23 protein-coding genes are annotated in these 19009 nt (G+C 37.8%); 22 read left to right on the plus strand and 1 reads right to left on the minus strand.

Translation table 11 applies throughout. From position 1 onward, the window contains the following. The first annotated feature begins 1 nt into the window (after position 1). The 5 genes from BK575_RS26800 (at position 2) to rsmI (ending at position 3167) form a co-directional block, all read left to right on the plus strand. On the plus strand, positions 2-829 hold the full coding sequence (locus BK575_RS26800) for a PSP1 domain-containing protein (protein WP_078414545.1): 828 nt from the start codon (positions 2-4) through the stop codon (positions 827-829). Positions 830-843: 14 nt separating this feature from the next. After that, the gene (gene yabA / locus BK575_RS26805; protein ID WP_028397347.1) at positions 844-1206 is read left to right on the plus strand and encodes a DNA replication initiation control protein YabA; all 363 of its coding nucleotides are present in this window, start codon (positions 844-846) and stop codon (positions 1204-1206) included. A 78-nt stretch (positions 1207-1284) separates the two neighbouring features. Then, positions 1285-2031: a tRNA1(Val) (adenine(37)-N6)-methyltransferase gene (locus BK575_RS26810; RefSeq protein WP_078414546.1), complete on the plus strand. Its 747-nt coding sequence runs from the start codon at positions 1285-1287 to the stop codon at positions 2029-2031. Further along, positions 2018-2281, plus strand: a complete 264-nt coding sequence (locus tag BK575_RS26815) for a GIY-YIG nuclease family protein (RefSeq protein ID WP_078414547.1) — start codon at positions 2018-2020, stop codon at positions 2279-2281. The genes BK575_RS26810 and BK575_RS26815 overlap by 14 nt, the downstream gene beginning before the upstream one ends. 4 nt (positions 2282-2285) lie before the next feature. Further along, positions 2286-3167, plus strand: a complete 882-nt coding sequence (gene rsmI, locus BK575_RS26820) for a 16S rRNA (cytidine(1402)-2'-O)-methyltransferase (protein ID WP_078414548.1) — start codon at positions 2286-2288, stop codon at positions 3165-3167. A 143-nt stretch (positions 3168-3310) separates the two neighbouring features. Here the strand turns inward: rsmI and BK575_RS26825 are convergent, their stop codons facing one another. Further along, a complete protein-coding gene (locus tag BK575_RS26825) occupies positions 3311-3595 on the minus strand; it encodes an AbrB/MazE/SpoVT family DNA-binding domain-containing protein (protein WP_028397351.1) in 285 nt (94 codons plus the stop codon). Positions 3596-4106: 511 nt separating this feature from the next. Between BK575_RS26825 and metG the strand changes: the two genes are divergently transcribed. From metG to BK575_RS26910, 17 genes are all read left to right on the plus strand, one after another. Beyond that, positions 4107-6068: a methionine--tRNA ligase gene (metG, locus tag BK575_RS26830; protein WP_078414549.1), complete on the plus strand. Its 1962-nt coding sequence runs from the start codon at positions 4107-4109 to the stop codon at positions 6066-6068. A gap of 136 nt (positions 6069-6204) precedes the next feature. Beyond that, the gene (locus tag BK575_RS26835; protein WP_078414550.1) at positions 6205-6975 is read left to right on the plus strand and encodes a TatD family hydrolase; all 771 of its coding nucleotides are present in this window, start codon (positions 6205-6207) and stop codon (positions 6973-6975) included. Positions 6976-7195: 220 nt separating this feature from the next. After that, the gene (locus tag BK575_RS26840; protein WP_078414551.1) at positions 7196-8413 is read left to right on the plus strand and encodes a G5 and 3D domain-containing protein; all 1218 of its coding nucleotides are present in this window, start codon (positions 7196-7198) and stop codon (positions 8411-8413) included. A gap of 117 nt (positions 8414-8530) precedes the next feature. Continuing rightward, positions 8531-9085, plus strand: a complete 555-nt coding sequence (rnmV, locus tag BK575_RS26845) for a ribonuclease M5 (protein ID WP_078414552.1) — start codon at positions 8531-8533, stop codon at positions 9083-9085. A gap of 2 nt (positions 9086-9087) precedes the next feature. After that, the gene (rsmA, locus tag BK575_RS26850) at positions 9088-9963 is read left to right on the plus strand and encodes a 16S rRNA (adenine(1518)-N(6)/adenine(1519)-N(6))-dimethyltransferase RsmA (protein WP_078414553.1); all 876 of its coding nucleotides are present in this window, start codon (positions 9088-9090) and stop codon (positions 9961-9963) included. A 91-nt stretch (positions 9964-10054) separates the two neighbouring features. Beyond that, complete coding sequence (gene yabG / locus BK575_RS26855; RefSeq protein WP_078414554.1) at positions 10055-10936, plus strand: sporulation peptidase YabG; 882 nt, start codon at positions 10055-10057, stop codon at positions 10934-10936. A 275-nt stretch (positions 10937-11211) separates the two neighbouring features. Beyond that, positions 11212-11478 carry a biofilm formation stimulator Veg gene (gene veg, locus BK575_RS26860; protein WP_028397358.1) on the plus strand — a complete coding sequence of 89 codons (267 nt, stop codon included), beginning with the start codon at positions 11212-11214 and terminating at the stop codon, positions 11476-11478. A gap of 99 nt (positions 11479-11577) precedes the next feature. Further along, a complete protein-coding gene (locus BK575_RS26865) occupies positions 11578-11763 on the plus strand; it encodes a small, acid-soluble spore protein, alpha/beta type (RefSeq protein ID WP_078414978.1) in 186 nt (61 codons plus the stop codon). A 344-nt stretch (positions 11764-12107) separates the two neighbouring features. Next, entirely contained in the window at positions 12108-12977 is an 870-nt protein-coding gene (gene ispE, locus BK575_RS26870; RefSeq protein ID WP_078414555.1) for a 4-(cytidine 5'-diphospho)-2-C-methyl-D-erythritol kinase, read from the plus strand. Positions 12978-13031: 54 nt separating this feature from the next. Further along, positions 13032-13853, plus strand: a complete 822-nt coding sequence (gene purR, locus BK575_RS26875) for a pur operon repressor (protein WP_078414556.1) — start codon at positions 13032-13034, stop codon at positions 13851-13853. 47 nt (positions 13854-13900) lie between these two features. Next, positions 13901-14275 (plus strand): RidA family protein, encoded by a 375-nt coding sequence (locus tag BK575_RS26880; RefSeq protein WP_078414557.1) that lies wholly within the window; start codon positions 13901-13903, stop codon positions 14273-14275. Positions 14276-14437: 162 nt separating this feature from the next. Then, on the plus strand, positions 14438-14728 hold the full coding sequence (gene spoVG, locus BK575_RS26885; protein ID WP_028397363.1) for a septation regulator SpoVG: 291 nt from the start codon (positions 14438-14440) through the stop codon (positions 14726-14728). Positions 14729-14917: 189 nt separating this feature from the next. Beyond that, entirely contained in the window at positions 14918-16297 is a 1380-nt protein-coding gene (gene glmU, locus BK575_RS26890) for a bifunctional UDP-N-acetylglucosamine diphosphorylase/glucosamine-1-phosphate N-acetyltransferase GlmU (RefSeq protein ID WP_078414558.1), read from the plus strand. A 19-nt stretch (positions 16298-16316) separates the two neighbouring features. Continuing rightward, entirely contained in the window at positions 16317-17270 is a 954-nt protein-coding gene (locus tag BK575_RS26895) for a ribose-phosphate diphosphokinase (protein ID WP_078414559.1), read from the plus strand. Between the two features lie 133 nt (positions 17271-17403). Beyond that, positions 17404-18036, plus strand: coding sequence for a 50S ribosomal protein L25/general stress protein Ctc (locus BK575_RS26900; RefSeq protein ID WP_078414560.1), 633 nt, complete (start codon positions 17404-17406; stop codon positions 18034-18036). Between the two features lie 99 nt (positions 18037-18135). Beyond that, the gene (gene pth, locus BK575_RS26905; protein ID WP_078414561.1) at positions 18136-18696 is read left to right on the plus strand and encodes an aminoacyl-tRNA hydrolase; all 561 of its coding nucleotides are present in this window, start codon (positions 18136-18138) and stop codon (positions 18694-18696) included. A gap of 61 nt (positions 18697-18757) precedes the next feature. Then, the gene (locus tag BK575_RS26910) at positions 18758-18988 is read left to right on the plus strand and encodes an anti-sigma-F factor Fin family protein (protein WP_078414562.1); all 231 of its coding nucleotides are present in this window, start codon (positions 18758-18760) and stop codon (positions 18986-18988) included. Positions 18989-19009: the final 21 nt, after the last annotated feature.

The following is a 19009-nucleotide window of genomic DNA, read 5'->3' on the forward strand; positions in this document are numbered from 1 at the left end:
CTTGTATGATGTAGTAGGAGTCCGCTTTAAAAAGGCGGGGAAAATATATTATTTTGACCCTGGTGAGCTTATTATTCCAGATGGGGAATTTGTTATTGTAGAAACCATTCGGGGAGTCGAGTTCGGCAAGGTCGTGATTAATAAAAAACAAGTAAGTGAGCATGATGTTGTACTTCCTTTGAAGAAAGTCATTCGCACTGCAGATGCAAAAGATAGGCTGATAGTAGAAGAAAATAGACAGGCAGCAAAGGAAGCTTATGATGTTTGTGTTCAGAAAGTTCATGAGCATAATCTTGATATGAAATTAGTAGATGTCGAATATACATTTGATCGCAATAAAGTAATTTTTTACTTTACGGCTGACGGCCGAATTGATTTCAGAGAACTCGTGAAAGATTTGGCATCTATTTTTCGCACGAGAATCGAACTGCGCCAAATTGGAGTTCGTGATGAGGCAAAATTATTAGGCGGTATTGGTCCTTGTGGTCGTATGCTTTGCTGTTCGACATTTTTAGGGGATTTTGAGCCTGTGTCCATTAAAATGGCAAAGGATCAAAATCTATCTTTAAACCCAACAAAAATTTCAGGACTATGTGGAAGGCTGATGTGCTGCTTAAAATATGAAAATGATGAATATGAAACGGCGAAAGAACAACTGCCTGATTTAGGAGAAACAATTCAAACACCGAATGGTAAGGGAAAAGTAGTCGGCTTAAATATTCTTGAGCGAATTTTGCAGGTAGAATTGTTAGACCGTCAGCAAATTCTAGAATTTACATTAGATGAAATTGTAAAAGAAGGGGCTGTTTCATTTCAAGCTACAGAGTAACGAGGTGGGTAAAGGTGGATAAGAAAGAAATTTTTGATTCGGTCACAAATATGGAAGAACAAATAAGCCATTTATATCATCAACTTGGGAACCTAAAGGAACATTTAGCCCAATTAATTGAAGAAAATCATCATTTAAAGCTTGAAAATGACCATCTGCGTCGCCGCCTTGACCAGACGACTTTGGAAATGAAACGAAAAGACCACAAACATAAAGTGAGCAAACAGGAAAAAGAGCAAAAGGTCGATATCGGTGAGGGATATGATAACCTTGCCCGTCTTTATCAAGAAGGGTTCCATATTTGTAATATTCATTATGGAAGTGTCCGAAAAGATGGAGATTGCTTATTTTGTTTATCATTTTTAAATAAAAAGTAGTGGATATAAAGATAGCCTTTCCTTTTGGAGAGGCTATTTTTATGGGATTTATATTTCAACTAAGAGAGGAAAAGAGAAATGGTACATTTACGTGAAGATGAGCGGTTAGATTATTTATTGGCTGAAGAACAATTACGTATTATTCAAAGTCCTTCTGTGTTTGCTTTTTCTTTAGATGCGGTATTACTTGCCCGATTTGCTTATATGCCTATTCAAAAAGGAAATGTGATTGATCTCTGTACAGGTAATGGAGTGATTCCTTTATTTTTATCAAGACGTACAAAGGGAAAGATTACAGGTGTGGAAATACAAGAAAGATTATATGATATGGCTGTCAGAAGCGTAGAGTACAATCAATTAGAGAATCGTATTAATCTGATACATGGCGACCTGAAAGATATGCCGACAAAACTGGGATATGGAAAATTTGATGTTGTAACTTGTAACCCCCCTTATTTTAAAACTCCTAATAAAGATGAAATTAACTTGAATGAGCATTTAGCTATCGCGCGCCATGAAATTCATTGTACGCTGGAGGATGTCATTCGCGTTAGCAGTCAATTGACAAGAGCAGGAGGAAAGATAGCCCTTGTCCATCGTCCAGGACGGTTAATGGATATCCTTTCTTTGATGCGTCAATATAAAATCGAGCCAAAGCGATTACAGTTTGTCTATCCGAAGCCTGGCAAGGAATCCAATACGATTTTAGTGGAAGGGATAAAAAATGGCCAGCCGAACTTAAAGATTTTGCCGCCGCTCATTGTATATAATGAAAATAATGAGTATACAAAAGAGTTAAGGACGATTCTATATGGTGAACAGTAAGACCCATTATTTCTATGTTTTGCAATGTAATGATGGGAGTTTTTACGCTGGTTACACCACTGACCTTCAACATCGTGTGGATAAGCATAATAGTGGAAAGGGCGCCAAATATACTAATTCTAGAAAACCGGTGACATTAATCTTTTATGAGGAGTTTTCTTCTAAAAGTGAAGCGATGAAAGCGGAGGCGCAATTCAAAAAACTGAAAAGGCCTGAAAAAGAGGCATTTTTGAAAAAGGAGAGAATCTGAGATCATGTGGCAACAGAAAAGCTACAATGAGCAGCGAAAAGGCGGTATGTTATATTTGGTTCCGACTCCTATTGGGAACCTGGAAGATATGACATTCCGTGCTATTCGTTTATTGAAAGAAGCAGATTATATAGCAGCTGAAGATACAAGGCAGACAAAAAAACTATGTAACCATTTTGAAATTGACACTTCTATTGTGAGTTACCATGAACATAATAAAGAGAGTAAAGGGAAGCAGATTTTAAGTGATTTAGAAGCAGGAAAAATTATTGCTCTCGTCAGTGATGCAGGAATGCCGACCATCTCTGATCCAGGATACGAATTGGTTGTTTTAGCATCTCAAAATCAGCATCATGTTGTTCCGCTGCCAGGAGCAAATGCTGCTTTAACTTCCTTGATCGCTTCTGGATTGCCGACTTCCAATTTCATGTTCTATGGTTTTTTGCCAAGACATAAAAAACAGAAAAAAGAGCAGTTGGCACAACTAAAGAAAATAAAAGCAACTCTTATTTTTTATGAAGCGCCCCATCGTTTAAAGGAAACCCTGCAATTAATGCTTGAAGCGCTTGGAAACCGTCCTATTGCTGTAACAAGGGAGCTAACAAAAAGGTACGAGGAATTTATAAGAGGTAATTTAGAGGAAATGCTGGAATGGGCAAATAAGGAGGAAATCCGTGGAGAATTTTGTCTCATCGTCCAAGGGAATGAAGGTGAAGATGAGGAAGAGCAGGAATATATCTGGTGGGAGCAGCTTAACGTTATTGAGCATGTTAACTTTTATATAGAAGAAAAAGGAATGAATAATAAAGACTCAATCAAGCAAGCGGCAAAGGATCGAAATGTATCTAAGCGGGACATTTATAATGAATATCATAAAAATGTATGAATGACTCTTTATCCTGAATGAATTAAAAAGATGAAAAGTAGAAAGCGAACATTACTGTGGAATATAGCCACCAATAAAAAAGACCCTCTACATTAAGTAAAGGGTCTTTTCCTTTAATCATAAGAATTCAATTAAAGTGAAATTTATTTGGAAAGTTGTAAGCTCTTTTGAAGTTCTTCTAAGATTTTTTCTGCTCCCTCACGGCTAACGATTAATTTACCATCAGCAAGTTGAAGGTTATCATCTGATACTTCACCTGTAATTTGGCAAGTCATGTTTGGTTTATATTTCTTTAAAATAATACGCTCTTCATCAACATAAATTTCTAATGCATCTTTCTCTGCGATCCCCAATGTACGGCGTAATTCAATTGGAATTACCACGCGTCCTAATTCATCAACTTTACGAACGATACCTGTAGATTTCATAATGTCGTAATCTCCTCTCATTCTTTTCGTTCTCTATATCATTTTTTCGTCATTATTCGACAAATTCATCTGTGATTTCATCATACCAGTGTTTCCAAAAGCAGTCAATAAGTTTATATGTAAAAATCTGTAGATAATAAAAAATAAATAAAAAGCCTTATAAATCAACATTTATTGACCGTTAGTCATTTTTTTACAGGTATTATCTTTCCAAAAAACGCATAAAAAGTATTGGTAGAATAATATTTAGTTAAAGAAAGAATTGAGAGTAATGTCGAATTTTCGACATGAACGAAAGACAATTCGACACAAAGAAAAAGATTGAAAAGAAGGTTGTATATTTTTTTATGAATTTGGCTGAAGATGATAATAATGGTTTATAGGGAATAAGAAAGGAATTTTTTGAATTTATCATGTAAAATAGTAATATATGATAGGAAAGAACACATAGTGTCATCTTTATATTCAGACTGTTTTTATCGGTCATGCAATTATGTTGGAGGTAGCTGAAATGGCAGGAGAAAAGAAAACGTATTATATTACCACACCTATTTATTATCCTAGTGATAAATTACATATCGGTCATGCGTATACAACTGTAGCTGGCGATTCAATGGCCAGATATAAACGCTTAAGAGGATATGATGTTTACTACTTAACGGGTACTGATGAGCATGGACAAAAAATCCAGAGAAAAGCAGAAGAAAAAGGTGTAACTCCGCAGCAATATGTAGATGATATTGTAGCTGGGATTAAAGATTTATGGAAGAAGCTTGATATTTCATATAATGACTTTATTCGCACGACAGAGGGACGCCATAAAGAAGTGGTCGAAAAAATCTTTGCTCGTCTATTAGAGCAAGGAGATATTTATTTAGATGAGTATGAAGGCTGGTATTGTACACCGTGTGAATCCTTTTATACAGACCGTCAATTAATAGAAGGCAATTGTCCAGATTGTGGACGTCCCGTTGAAAAAGTAAGAGAAGAGTCCTATTTCTTTAAAATGAGTAAATATGCAGATCGACTTTTACAATTTTATGAAGAAAATGTAGAGTTTATTCAACCTGAGTCTCGTAAAAACGAAATGATTAATAATTTCATTAAACCAGGTTTGGAAGACCTGGCCGTATCCCGTACAACATTTGATTGGGGAATTAAGGTGCCTGGTAATCCTAAACATGTTGTTTATGTATGGATTGATGCTTTATCTAACTATATTACAGCACTAGGTTATGGGACAGACAATGATTCAAACTATCAAAAATATTGGCCGGCCGATGTTCATTTGGTAGGGAAAGAAATTGTTCGTTTTCATACCATTTATTGGCCAATCATGTTAATGGCTCTTGATCTTCCATTACCGAAAAAAGTGTTTGCCCACGGATGGTTGCTGATGAAGGACGGCAAAATGTCGAAATCAAAAGGTAACGTTGTGGATCCCGTTGTATTAATTGATCGTTATGGTCTTGATGCCCTTCGTTATTACTTATTACGCGAGGTACCTTTTGGAGCGGATGGAGTATTTACACCAGAAGGATTTGTGGAGCGTATTAACTTTGACTTGGCCAATGACTTAGGAAATTTATTAAATCGTACAGTGGCAATGATTGATAAATACTTTGATGGTATGATTCCTGTCTATAAAGGATCTGTGACACCTTTTGATGATCAGCTTGTTCAAATGCAGCACGAGACTGTGAAAAAGTTCGAAGAAGCAATGGAGCGGATGGAGTTTTCAGTAGCATTAACGGCTTTATGGCAATTGGTGAGTCGTACTAATAAATATATCGATGAAACACAACCTTGGGCTTTGGCGAAAGAGGAAGATAAAAGAGGTGAGCTTGCCTCTGTGATGACTCATCTTGCGGAGTCTCTCCGTCATACAGCTATTTTATTGAAGCCGTTTTTAACTCGTACGCCAGAAGGAATTTTTGAACAACTCGGAATTAAAAATGAGGAATTTCAAACATGGGAAAGCATGTCTGAGTTCGGAGCAATTCCTGAAGGAACGAAAGTGTGCAAAGGCCAGCCATTATTTCCGCGTCTAGACTTAGCTGAAGAAATTGAATACATTAAACAGCAAATGCAAGGACCTGCGGCTCCAGCAACTGAGGAAAAGAAGGAAGTATTAGAAGTGCCGGAAGTAGAAGAAATTACAATTGATGACTTCATGAAAGTAGAATTGCGAGTAGCACAAGTAACAGAAGCAGAGTCTGTCAAAAAGGCGGATAAATTATTGAAGCTTCAACTGGATTTAGGTTATGAAAAGCGCCAGGTCATCTCTGGTATCGCCAAATTCTATAAGCCGGAAGAGTTAGTGGGACGCAAGGTCATTTGTGTGACCAATTTAAAGCCTGTTAAACTTCGAGGCGAGTTGTCTCAAGGGATGATTTTGGCAGGGGAAGATGAAAATGGTTTATTTGTGGCAAGTGTCGATCAATCATTGTCTAATGGAACAAAAATCAAATAAATATATTTTAAAATAGTATTATTGATTGTTAAGGAGAAAGAAGATTGATTTCTTGTATGGATTAAAACAGGAAATCATCTTCTTCTTGTTATTTTAAGAAACTATATTTGTATATGGATAAAATAAGGAGGCAAATATGTTATTTGATACTCATGTTCATCTGAATGCGGACCAGTATAAGGATGATTTAGAAGAAGTAATTGGGCGCGCTCGAGAAGCGGGAATAGAGTATATGGTAGTGGTCGGATTTGATCGGGGAACAATTCAAAAAGCAATGGAGATTACAGAAAAGTATGATTTCATTTATGCCAGTGTCGGCTGGCATCCAGTAGATGCAATTGACATGACGGCAGAAGATTTAGAGTGGCTTGAAGAACTTTCTTCCCATTCTAAAGTTGTTGCGCTTGGAGAAATGGGACTTGATTATTACTGGGATAAATCACCAAAAGAGATTCAACAGGAGGTATTTCGCCAACAAATTCGCTTAGCCCGAAAAGTGAATCTGCCAATTATCATCCACAATCGCGATGCTACCGAGGATGTAGTTCGTATTCTTAAGGAAGAAAAAGTAGAAGAAGTAGGCGGAGTCATGCATTGTTTCACTGGTAGTTTGGAAGTAGCGAAACAATGCATGGATATGAATATGTATATCTCATTTGGAGGACCTGTCACCTTTAAAAACGCGAAAAAGCCAAAGGAAGTGGCAGCGGCAATTCCAATCGATAAATTACTGATTGAGACAGATTGTCCATACTTGACCCCTCATCCTTACCGAGGAAAACGAAATGAGCCTAGTTATGTTTCATATGTAGCAGAACAAATTGCTGAACTAAAACAAGTGGATTATGAAGAGTTAGCCAAAAAAACAACAGAAAATGCTAAGAAATTATTCGGCATTAATCGATAAAAATCGAATGATTTTTCAGGTAATTTTGTCCATAAACCCAGTAGAATAAAAAAGTTCTACAAGACTCCTTTTGCTCATAGTATAAACTTGTCGACAAGTCTCCCTTCCCTTTTTGTGAAAGTTTAGACATAATAGACTATATCCATTACCCAAGTGGGAGGGTTGACAAGTTGATAAGTACTCTATATAATCTCTGCGAGAGAAGGAGGAGTTTTTCATCGTGTTACAAAACGTGAAAAAGCTGTTTTCCAATTCTATCAGGAGTAAGAAAAAACTGAGTATTATGCTTACAAGTTTCGTCGTCGTATCGGCAGTTTTATCGTTTACTGTGTATACAGCGACACAAGCATCAGTTTCTCTCACGATTGATGGAAAAAAAGAAAAGCTGAGGACGCACGCAGATACGGTAGGGGAATTGCTGAAAGAGCAAGACATAAAAGTCCGAGATGAGGACTATTTATCCCATACGCTATCAGCGAGTGTAAACAGTAATATGAATGTTATTTGGGAGCCGGCGAAACCCATTGAATTGGTAGTCGATAACCAAAAGAAAAACATTTGGACAACAGCAGATACTATCAAAGAAGTCCTTGCAAACGAAAAGATTAACATATCAAAGCATGACCAAGTACAACCTGATTTAGATACATCGATTAAAGAGAATTTAACGGTTCAAGTAAGTAAGGCTTTTCCGGTAAAGCTGAATCAAGGTGGAAATGAACAGAAAGTGTGGTCCACTTCGACTACGGTCGCTGACTTTTTAAAGCAACAAGAAATAAAACTAGATGATTTAGACCGTGTAGACCCTAGTTTATCTAGCCTAGTCACACCTAATGCCGTCGTAAGTGTTGTAAGAGTGGAAAAAGTCACCGATGTAGTGGAAGAACCAGTTGGCTATGCAGTGGTTACAAAGAATGACCCTTCTTTAGAAAAGGGTAATGAAAAAGTGGTATCTGAAGGAATTGAAGGGCGTATCGCCAAACATTACGAAGTTACCGTGGAGAACGGTAAAGAAATTTCTCGAAAATTAGTGAAAACAGAACAATTAAAACAGAGTAAAGATCGTGTAGTGGCTGTAGGTTCCAAATTAGTAAAGCCTGTTGCCCAAACAGCAGCGGTCCAGGTATCTCGTGATGACCATCAGGGGGCGAAAGAGTTTTATGTCCGATCTACCGCTTATACCGCTTTTTGTAATGGTTGTTCTGGTAAAACGAAAACAGGCATTAACTTACGTGCAAACCCAAATGCGAAAGTTATCGCAGTAGATCCAAATGTCATTCCTCTAGGAAGTAAGGTTTATGTTGAAGGATACGGCTATGCGATTGCTGGTGATACAGGGGGAGCAATCAAGGGAAACAAGATTGATGTATTCTTTGCTGATAAATCCCAAGCGTATAGATGGGGACGCCGCACCGTTAAAATAAAAGTATTAAATTAATGATGTGCAGAGGAGATTTTATCCTCTGCCTTTTTTAGGTTAAAATATAAAGGATTTCTGTCTTGTTATTAATTAGACGTAACAAAGACAAGAAAGTTTCATCTTTTGGAGGAAAAAATGAAAATTAAAGAGATTATTGTAGTTGAGGGACGCGATGATACAACGGCCATTCAGAGGGCAGTTAATGCTGATACAATTGAAACAAATGGTTCAGCGGTCAACGAGGAAACGATTGAAAAAGTTAAGTTAGCTCAAGAAATAAGGGGAGTCATCATTTTCACCGATCCGGATTATCCTGGAGAGAAAATCCGTAAAACGATTGCCGAAAGAGTTCCTGGTTGTAAACACGCTTTTTTACCTAAGGAAGAAGCCAGGGCGAAAAATGGAAAGAAAATTGGGGTTGAGCATGCTTCTTCTGAATCCATTAGAGCTGCCCTGGAGCATGTGAAACAGGAGTGGATAGAAGGAGAAGGCGAAATTACTAAGCAAGATCTCATTGATGCTGGGCTCATCGGTGGATCAGGGGCCAGTGAACGTAGGGAAAAGTTGGGTAGAATATTAAAAATTGGTTATACAAATGGCAAACAGCTTCATAAGCGCTTGCAAATGTTTCAGATTTCGAAGGAAACATTTATAGAGGCGCTACAAAACATTCAAGAGGAGGGCATGTAAACTTGTTAAAAGATATTGCAACGCCGAAGAGAACGAAGGAAATATTGGATAAGTACGGATTTACCTTTAAAAAAAGTTTAGGACAAAATTTCTTGATTGATACAAATATTTTGCATCGTATTGTAGATTATGCTGAAGTGACAGAACAAACCGGTGCTATCGAGATTGGCCCTGGGATAGGGGCTTTAACTGAACAATTAGCTAAAAGAGCTAAGAAGGTTGTAGCATTTGAAATTGACCAACGCCTGCTGCCGATTTTAAAAGATACGCTTTCTCCTTACCCGAATGTAAAAGTAATTCATCAAGACATTTTGAAAGCAGATGTACATAATATGATGGCCTCTGAATTTGAGGACGTCGAGGATTTAATGGTTGTAGCCAACTTGCCTTATTATGTGACGACGCCAATTCTGATGAAACTATTGGAAGAAAAAATTCCGGTGCGAGGCATTGTTGTTATGCTGCAAAAGGAAGTGGCAGACCGCATCGCTGCTAAACCGGGTACGAAGGATTATGGCTCGCTATCCATTGCTATTCAATATTATACAGAAGCAGAGACCGTTATGGTGGTACCTAAAACTGTTTTTAATCCCCAGCCAAATGTTGATTCTGCCGTTCTTCGTCTCATCAAACGGCCAGAGCCTGTAGTAAAAGTCAAAGACGAAAGCTTTTTCTTTTCTATTGTAAGAGCGAGCTTTGCTCAGCGCAGAAAAACGATTTTAAATAATTTAACGAGCAATTTATCGTTCGGTAAAGAGAAAAAACAGGCTATTGAACAAACACTTTACGAAGTGGGAGTGGACCCGAAACGGAGAGGGGAGACATTATCCATTGAGGAATTCGCGGTATTAAGCGATGCTTTATACGAAATTAGATGAAAAAGGTGCTTAAAGAGGGATAATCACCTTTTTCCCGCTTCTACATAGGTTATTAGAAGAGACTTAAGTAGGCAGGGCGGAGTGAAAAAGAATGAGTATTCAGATTGGTGATATTGTCACTCGACCATCTTATAAACGGGATTTATTGTTTCGGGTTATTTCAGTGGCAAAAGATGAAAAGGGGGAATTCTATGCTACACTGTACGGCGAGGATGTCCGATTAGTCGCAGATGCCCCCTTTTCTGATTTAGAAATAGTAAGCAGACTTGAATGTGAGGAACGTTTAAAAAGAGAGCAAAGACTGTTAGAACAATCTTTATCTTTAATTCAACAAGATTATCGACTAGTCAGACAGAAAAATGAATATACCGCTACTAATGGATATAGTCACTCTCATCGTTTTTTTCAAATACCAGGGAAGGTTCTCCACCTTGATGGAGATCCAAATTATTTGAAAAAATGTTTGATGTTATATGAAAAGATTGGAATACCCGTTCATGGAGCACATTGCTTAGAAAAAGACATGCCTCATCGCATAGGTGAACTCATGGATGAAGTAAGACCGGATTTATTGGTCATTACGGGTCATGATGCTTATTCTAAGTCGAAGGGAAAAAAAAATGACTTAACGGCTTATCGGCATTCCCGTCACTTTGTTCAAACGGTTCATGAAGCGAGAAAAAAAGTTCCTCATCGAGACCAACTTGTCATTTTTGCAGGAGCATGTCAATCTCACTTTGAATCCCTCATATACGCAGGAGCCAATTTTGCAAGTTCTCCTTCCCGGGTTAATATACATGCGCTTGATCCCGTTTATATTGTAGCAAGAATCAGTTTTACTCCTTTTACAGAGGATGTTAATGTGTGGGATGTTCTAAAGAATACTTTAACAGGGGATAAAGGGCTTGGAGGAATTCAAACAAGGGGACTGCTTCGCACAGGGATGCCTTATCATCCACACGAAGATGAATAAAAAAGTATTCACATAGAAAATCAAAACAGAGAGTTTTGCTTCCGGCAGGAAACGAAACTCTTTTTTTGTGTGTGGAATTTATATTTTAACTGTAGAGGAAGAGATAAGAAGAATTTGTAAAAGTGCACATATTTTTTGAAAAAAAAGAAGATAATAACAAATGTAGATTTTTGTTGATAACTTTATATTGACACTAATCGTTGTACGTTGATATAATTTAAATTTTTGACTTATATTAAAATACGTGCTATACTTTAATCAGTGAGGTGGCGAATATGGCTAAAACATTATCGGATATTAAGCAGTCGCTTGACTCTAATTTAGGCAGAAGGCTTAAATTAAAGGCAAACGGAGGTCGCAGAAAGACGATTGAGCGTTTCGGGGTATTAACAGAGACATATCCTTCTGTATTTGTCGTAGAACTAGATGAAGAGAACGCATTAGAGCGTGTTTCTTATAGTTATGCAGATGTTTTAACAGAAACAGTACAGTTAACATTTTTTGATGAGACTTCAGGGAATTTAGCGATGGGCGGGCAGTAGACATTTGTTTGCTGCTTTTTTGTTGCGATTGAAACATAGATTATTTTTTATTTATACATACTATACCTGTCGCAGTTTCGTGAAAGGAGCTGCATGCAAGTGGGAAGACGTAAAGGTGTTATGTCATACCGCTTAAAGGAAGAACTGGCGAAAGAATTAGGCTTTTATGATATAGTACAGAAGGAGGGATGGGGCGCCATCCATTCCAAAGATGCAGGGAATATGGTAAAGCGAGCCATTGAAATAGCTCAGAAAAACCTAGTCAATTCCTCCAAACAGCTTTAGAATTCATGCTTTATCTGAACAAGAAAGATAAAATGAAACTGCGACAGCCGAAGCGCAAGCGCTTCGGCCTCTTGAGTTTTATCCCTCATTAACGGGCAATAAGATCCCAAATTCAAAACTTAGGTTAATCACGGAAGTTTAAGTGGGAGATAACTGCCCGTAAAAGCCTGATAAGTCAACTAACCATCGGTGGGGGATGAAGGAAAACTCCCACCGATGGAAGTTTCCGTTACGACAAAAGTTTTACTTTATATACAGACAAATGTCGAAATAACATAAATCATATTGTATATTTTATTATAGAATAGCATTAAACTTTAGTAGGTAGAGTAGGTGACAAGTTGATGAAATTAATGGTGAAAGCTCCGGCTAAGATAAATCTCTCGTTAGATGTATTACATAAACGTTCAGATGGTTACCATGAAGTGAAAATGGTGATGACGACGATAGATTTGGCCGATCGGGTTGAATTAACAGAAAGGTACGATCAAAAAATCATGATTCATTCTCATGATCGTTATGTGCCAGATGATCACCGCAACTTGGCGTATCAAGCAGCGCAGTTGCTGAAAGAACGTTTTCAGATCAATAAGGGAGTAACGATTTCTATTGTCAAGAATATTCCGGTTGCAGCAGGGCTTGCAGGAGGTAGCAGTGATGCAGCGGCAACATTAAGAGGATTGAATAAATTATGGGATCTAAATCTTTCACTGGATGAGTTGGCGTTATTAGGAGCGGAAATCGGATCAGATGTTTCTTTTTGTGTTTATGGGGGAACGGCAATAGCCACAGGAAGAGGAGAAATTATCGAGCATATTGATACGCCTCCTAACTGCTGGGTCATTTTAGCGAAGCCGGAGATAGGTGTGTCAACTGCAGAGGTATACAAAAATTTGAATTTATCAAACGTTAAACATCCTGATGTAGAATCTATGGTTCAAGCTATTAGCGAGCAAAATTATGGAAAAATGTGCAGCGCTGTCGGTAACGTGTTAGAAACTGTCACATTAAATACGCATCCAGAAGTAGCTCTCATAAAAGAGCAAATGAAACGATTTGGAGCGGATGCTGTTTTGATGAGTGGAAGTGGGCCAACTGTATTTGGATTAGTTCAATATGATTCACGTATGCAAAGAATTTACAATGGTTTACGGGGATTTTGTGACAAAGTATATGCAGTAAGATTATTAGGGGAACGAGTAAATGTTGATTAAAACCGTATATTAGTGTTATATTTACAATATAACATTCGGTTTTAGGAGGTAATTATGAAGTTTCGGCGAAGTGGACGATTAATTGATATGACTCACTATTTTCTTCAAAACCCCCAACGTCTCATTCCCTTAACCTATTTTGCTGATAAATATAAATCCGCTAAATCCTCCATTAGTGAGGATATGGGGATTATTAAACAAACATTTGAGCAGCAAGGTGTAGGAACTCTTTTAACTTTGCCAGGGGCCGCAGGAGGCGTGAAATTTATTCCGAAGGCTTCAAAGGAAGAAGCAAAAGAGTTTGTGAATGAACTGTGCGAGATGATGGAAAGTCCTGAGCGTCTGTTACCAGGCGGTTATTTATATTTAACAGATATTCTAGGTAATCCGAGGGTTGTAAATAAAATCGGTCGTTTGTTTGCTTCTGTGTATGCTAACCGTAAGATCGATGTGGTCATGACGGTAGCCACAAAGGGGATCCCGTTGGCCTATGCGGTGGCCCAGTTTCTAGATGTACCAGTTGTAATTGTTCGTAAAGACAGTAAAGTGACAGAAGGTTCTACGGTTAGTATTAACTATGTCTCGGGGTCTTCTAAACGAATCCAAACGATGCTATTGGCTAAAAGGAGCCTTGAAACAGGTTCTAATGTCTTGATTATTGATGATTTCATGAAAGCGGGCGGAACGGTCAATGGAATGATTAGTCTGTTGGAGGAGTTTCAAGCCACTGTAGCGGGAATCGGTGTATTGGTAGAATCAGAAGATATTGAAGAGCGTCTTGTAGATGAATACATTTCTCTTGTAAAATTAACAGATGTTAATGTAAGGGAAAAACAAATTGGTATTAAAGAAGGAAATTATTTTACACATCTATAATGGTGTGGTAAAAAATAAATAAAATTGTCTAAGCAGGGGGTATAAAAATGAAACAAGTTCAAACAAAGGCAGCACCACAAGCTATTGGTCCATACTCTCAAGGAATCGTTGTAAACAATATGTTTTACAGCTCTGGTCAAATTCCATTAAGAGCGGATGGAACATTGGTAGAAGGTGGTATTCAAGAACAAACAGAACAAGTATTTGAAAACTTGAAGGCAGTGCTGGAAGCAGCCGGTGCATCTTTATCTACTGTGGTAAAAGCAACGGTGTTTATTAAGGATATGAATGATTTTGCTCAATTGAATGAAGTGTATGGCATTTATTTTGGAGAGCACAAGCCGGCACGTTCATGTGTAGAAGTGGCAAGACTTCCGAAAGATGTCCTTGTAGAAATTGAAGTAGTTGCTTTAGTAAAATAATCGTTAAAGAGGTGGAATGGCATGTTGAGTATGTCAATCCACCTCTTTTTTGATTAAAATTTTAAAAATAAAACAAAAAAATTTTTTGGAATTGAAGGAAAATAACAAAAATTGTGGAATTAGTTATTAAAGCTTTGATATAGGAAAAGGTGGTGAACATAAATGGAAGTAACTGACGTAAGATTACGCCGCGTAAACACCGATGGACGTATGAGAGCAATTGCATCTATTACGCTAGATAATGAATTTGTTGTTCATGATATTCGTGTAATTGATGGCAATAACGGTTTATTTGTTGCGATGCCTAGCAAACGTACGCCAGACGGTGAATTCCGCGATATTGCTCATCCGATTAACTCTAACACTCGCGGAAAAATTCAAGATGCTGTCTTAGCTGAATATCACCGTTTAGGTGAATTAGAAGTGGAATTTGAAGAAGCGGGTGCTTCATAAAATATTTTAGAGCCTATTGTCAGCAATAGGCTCTTATTTTATCTTCATTTTGCCCTCACTATCCTTAAATCTTCCTCACTTTTTAATGAAACTCCTGACAAAAATATGTACTTTTCTATCATTCCTTGAAATGACGGCCTATTTAGGATATATTCTTAATGGATAAAAAGGTAAAATTGGAGGCCGGCTATGACAAATAGATATGCAGTCATATTGGCAGCTGGACAAGGAACTCGTATGAAGTCCGCTTTATATAAAGTGTTACACCCTGTCTGCGGTAAGCCAATGGTTCAGCATGTAATTGATCAATTGTCTGTACTGGATTTAACGAAAATGATTACAGTTGTTGGTCATGGTGCTGAAAAAGTTCAATCACATATCGGTGAAAAAAGTTTGTTTGCGCTGCAAGCCGAACAACTTGGAACAGCTCATGCTGTGATGCAAGCAAAGGATTTATTGGTTGATGAAGAAGGAACAACAATTGTTGTATGTGGAGATACACCTTTAATTACCACTGAAACAATTGATGCTTTACTTCAATATCATGAAAATACAAATTCCAAAGCAACCATTTTGACAGCCTATGCAGAGGATCCAACAGGTTATGGTCGAATTATCCGAAACGAAAGCGGATTAGTGGAGAAGATCGTAGAACATAAAGATGCATCAGAAACAGAGAGAGCCGTTAAAGAAATTAATACGGGAACTTATTGTTTTGACAATAAAGCATTGTTCGACTCTCTATCTAAGGTATCTAATGAAAATGTTCAAGGGGAATACTATTTGCCTGATGTTATCGAAATTTTACAGCAGGCAGGAGAGGTAGTCACAGCCTATCAAACTCCCCACTTTGAAGAAACATTAGGTGTTAATGACCGTTATGCGCTATCTCAGGCTGAAGAAATTATGAAAAAGCGCATTAACAAAAAGCATATGCTAAATGGCGTCACAATTATTGATCCATCTAACACGTACATTTCTGCGGATGCCCAAATTGGTCGAGATACGATTCTACATCCTGGAACTATCATTCAAGGAGCCAGTGTGATTGGAGAAAGCTGTGAGATTGGACCGAATACAGAAATTAAAGATTCCTGTATTGGAAACGAGAGTATTCTTCGCCATTCTGTTATTCATAATAGTGAAATTGGCAACGAAGTGACAATTGGTCCTTTTGCTCATATACGTCCACAATCTTCTATTGCGGATGAAGTGCGTATCGGTAATTTCGTTGAAATTAAAAAGACGGTATTTGGTAAAGGGAGTAAAGCTTCCCATTTAAGTTATATTGGAGATGCTGAAGTTGGTGAAAATGTCAATTTGGGCTGTGGATCCATAACTGTTAACTATGATGGGAAAAATAAGTTTCTAACAAAAATTGAAGATGGAGCTTTTATCGGTTGTAATTCTAATCTAATTGCGCCAGTAACGGTAGGACAAGAAGCTTATGTAGCGGCTGGTTCAACTATTACACAAGATGTACCTGGAAAAGCATTATCGATTGCACGTGCGCGTCAGGTGAATAAAGAAGATTACGCGGAAAAAATGGATGTTCATAAAAAATCCTAATGGAGGGTCTTATACTACAATGTCAAAACAATATGGCGACGAAAATTTAAAAGTATTTTCTTTGAATTCAAATGCAGGATTAGCTGAAGAGATTGCAAAAGTTATTGGTGTTCAATTGGGACAATGTTCTGTTACACGCTTCAGCGATGGCGAGATCCAAATCAATATTGAAGAAAGTATTCGCGGCTGTGATGTATTCGTTATTCAGTCCACTAGTGCACCAGTAAATGAGCACATCATGGAACTCTTGATTATGATTGATGCGTTAAAACGCGCTTCCGCTAAAACGATCAGTATTGTTATGCCTTATTATGGCTACGCGCGTCAAGACCGTAAAGCTCGTGCCCGTGAGCCGATTACAGCTAAATTAGTAGCCAACTTACTTGAAACAGCCGGAGCGAATCGTGTAATTACACTGGATTTGCATGCACCTCAAATTCAAGGTTTCTTTGATATTCCAATTGATCATTTAGTAGGTGTTCCAATTTTAGGAGAGTACTTCAAGAGCAAAAATCTTGAAGATATCGTTGTAGTATCACCAGACCATGGCGGAGTAACACGAGCAAGAAAGTTAGCAGAGCGTCTAAAAGCTCCGATTGCAATCATTGATAAGCGTCGTCCGCGTCCGAACGTAGCTGAAGTAATGAACATTGTTGGTAATATCGAGGGTAAAACAGCCATCTTGATTGATGATATGATTGATACAGCCGGGACAATTACCCTTGCAGCCAATGCACTTGTGGAAAATGGTGCAACAGATGTATATGCTTGTTGTACACATCCGGTTTTATCTGGACCGGCTATCGAACGTATTCAAAACTCTAAAATTAAAGAGCTTGTGGTGACCAATTCAATCAGTTTACCGGAAGAAAAGAAAATTGAGAAGTTGATTCAATTATCGGTAGCTCCGTTAATTGGAGAAGCTATTATTCGTGTCCACGAAGATTTATCTGTAAGTACGTTATTCGATTGATTATTGAAACTGAGAAGGCATCGTCAATTAGACGATGCCTTCTCGGTTTCTTAAATTCATGTTTAAGGCTAATGGAATTGGGGAACGTTTATATTAGACCATTAATTAGACTAGACATGGAAGGTGAAGTACATTGAGTACAGTATTAGCAGCAAACGAACGTAAAGATTTAAAACATTCAACTACCACCAAGTTAAGAAATGAAGGGAACTTCCCAGCTATTGTATATGGAAAAACAGTACAAGCCAAACCAATCTATATTAATAGTGCAGATTTTACTAAGGCGATGAGAGAAGCAGGCCGTAATGGGGTTTTGACTTTAACTGTTCAGAACGAAACATTTTCGGTCATGCTTCATGACATTCAAACAGATCCGCTTAAAAATGAAGTGAGACATGCAGACTTCCAAGTGGTCGATATGTCCAAAGAATTGGATGCAGATGTGACGGTTGTCTTGACGGGTGAAGCCCCTGGGGTTAAAGAAGGCGGCGTCATGCAGCAAGCTATTCATCAATTATCGATTCGAGCGCTGCCGCAGGATATCCCATCCACAATTGAAGCGGATGTCTCTAACTTGCAAATAGGAGATACGATCACAGTGGGAGATATCAGCCATAACGGCAAATACGAAGTGAACCATGAGCCGACTGAAACCGTTGCTTCCATTCTTCCTCCTAAGCAAGAAGAAGAGATTGGCAGCGGTGAGCAGCAGGATGAAGTAAATGAATCAGAGGAAGCAGAAATAGCAGAAAATCAAGAAGAGTGAAGAGTAAATGAAAAGACGTGACCATAAAAGGTTACGTCTTTTCATTTGAATTGATTATAATAGAGATATGACGACTATTTTTGAAAGGAGCCTATTTAGTTGAAACTTATAGTTGGATTAGGAAACCCAGGGAAAGCCTACGAGCAAACACGACATAATATTGGGTTTATGATTATTGATGAATTAGCTGAACATTTGAATATTCGGTTAGATAAAACGAAATTTAATGGTTTATACGGTCAAGGAATCGTAAACGGAGAAAAGGTCATCTTATTAAAGCCATTAACATATATGAATTTATCGGGTGAGTCTGTTCGGCCGCTAATGGATTATTATAATATTGATGTAGAGAATTTATTGGTCATTTATGACGATTTAGATTTGCCCCAAGGTAAAATTCGACTTCGGACAAAAGGAAGTGCAGGTGGACATAACGGGATAAAATCATTGAATCAGCATCTTGGGACGCAAGAATTCAATCGAATTAGAGTAGGAATCAGTCGCCCTCAAAATGGCATGAAGGTAGTGGATTATGTCCTTGGAAGATTTTCAAACGAAGAAATGGTATTATTAAAAGAGGCTATACATAAATCAGTGGCCGCCAGCAATGAATGGATAAAACGCCCTTTTTTAGAAGTGATGAATGTTTATAACGGGTAAGTATTGAATAAAAAGCCTCCTGAGTGTTCATAATAGCATTAAAACCCTTGGGAGGATGTTTATGTCTATTCGTTATTTTTGCAGACATTGCGGCTGTAAAGTGGGAGATATCGACTATACATCATTTAACAGTAAAGAACTTGGTTTCGACCATTTAACTACACAAGAAAGAAAAGAGTTTATTCAATATCATTCAAATGGCGATATGTCAGTCAAAACCATTTGTGAGGATTGTCAAGAGGCGCTGGATCGAAATCCAGATTATCATCAGTTTGAAACATTTATACAGTAATTAAAGCTTTGGGAGTCATCT

Origin of the sequence: Priestia abyssalis, from assembly GCF_002019595.1 — a bacterium.
GTDB classification, from domain to species: domain Bacteria; phylum Bacillota; class Bacilli; order Bacillales; family Bacillaceae_H; genus Bacillus_BA; species Bacillus_BA abyssalis.

Bases quoted from the DNA above. Each gene is read 5' to 3' on its own strand.
- BK575_RS26810 (WP_078414546.1), top strand. From the start codon at position 1,285: ATGGTACATTTACGTGAAGATGAGCGGTTAGATTATTTATTGGCTGAA.
- BK575_RS26815 (WP_078414547.1), top strand. From the start codon at position 2,018: ATGGTGAACAGTAAGACCCATTATTTCTATGTTTTGCAATGTAATGAT.
- rsmI (WP_078414548.1), top strand. From the start codon at position 2,286: ATGTGGCAACAGAAAAGCTACAATGAGCAGCGAAAAGGCGGTATGTTA.
- BK575_RS26825 (WP_028397351.1), bottom strand. From the start codon at position 3,595: ATGAAATCTACAGGTATCGTTCGTAAAGTTGATGAATTAGGACGCGTG.
- metG (WP_078414549.1), top strand. From the start codon at position 4,107: ATGGCAGGAGAAAAGAAAACGTATTATATTACCACACCTATTTATTAT.
- BK575_RS26835 (WP_078414550.1), top strand. From the start codon at position 6,205: ATGTTATTTGATACTCATGTTCATCTGAATGCGGACCAGTATAAGGAT.
- rnmV (WP_078414552.1), top strand. From the start codon at position 8,531: ATGAAAATTAAAGAGATTATTGTAGTTGAGGGACGCGATGATACAACG.
- yabG (WP_078414554.1), top strand. From the start codon at position 10,055: ATGAGTATTCAGATTGGTGATATTGTCACTCGACCATCTTATAAACGG.
- veg (WP_028397358.1), top strand. From the start codon at position 11,212: ATGGCTAAAACATTATCGGATATTAAGCAGTCGCTTGACTCTAATTTA.
- ispE (WP_078414555.1), top strand. From the start codon at position 12,108: ATGAAATTAATGGTGAAAGCTCCGGCTAAGATAAATCTCTCGTTAGAT.
- purR (WP_078414556.1), top strand. From the start codon at position 13,032: ATGAAGTTTCGGCGAAGTGGACGATTAATTGATATGACTCACTATTTT.
- BK575_RS26880 (WP_078414557.1), top strand. From the start codon at position 13,901: ATGAAACAAGTTCAAACAAAGGCAGCACCACAAGCTATTGGTCCATAC.
- spoVG (WP_028397363.1), top strand. From the start codon at position 14,438: ATGGAAGTAACTGACGTAAGATTACGCCGCGTAAACACCGATGGACGT.
- glmU (WP_078414558.1), top strand. From the start codon at position 14,918: ATGACAAATAGATATGCAGTCATATTGGCAGCTGGACAAGGAACTCGT.
- BK575_RS26895 (WP_078414559.1), top strand. From the start codon at position 16,317: ATGTCAAAACAATATGGCGACGAAAATTTAAAAGTATTTTCTTTGAAT.
- BK575_RS26910 (WP_078414562.1), top strand. From the start codon at position 18,758: ATGTCTATTCGTTATTTTTGCAGACATTGCGGCTGTAAAGTGGGAGAT.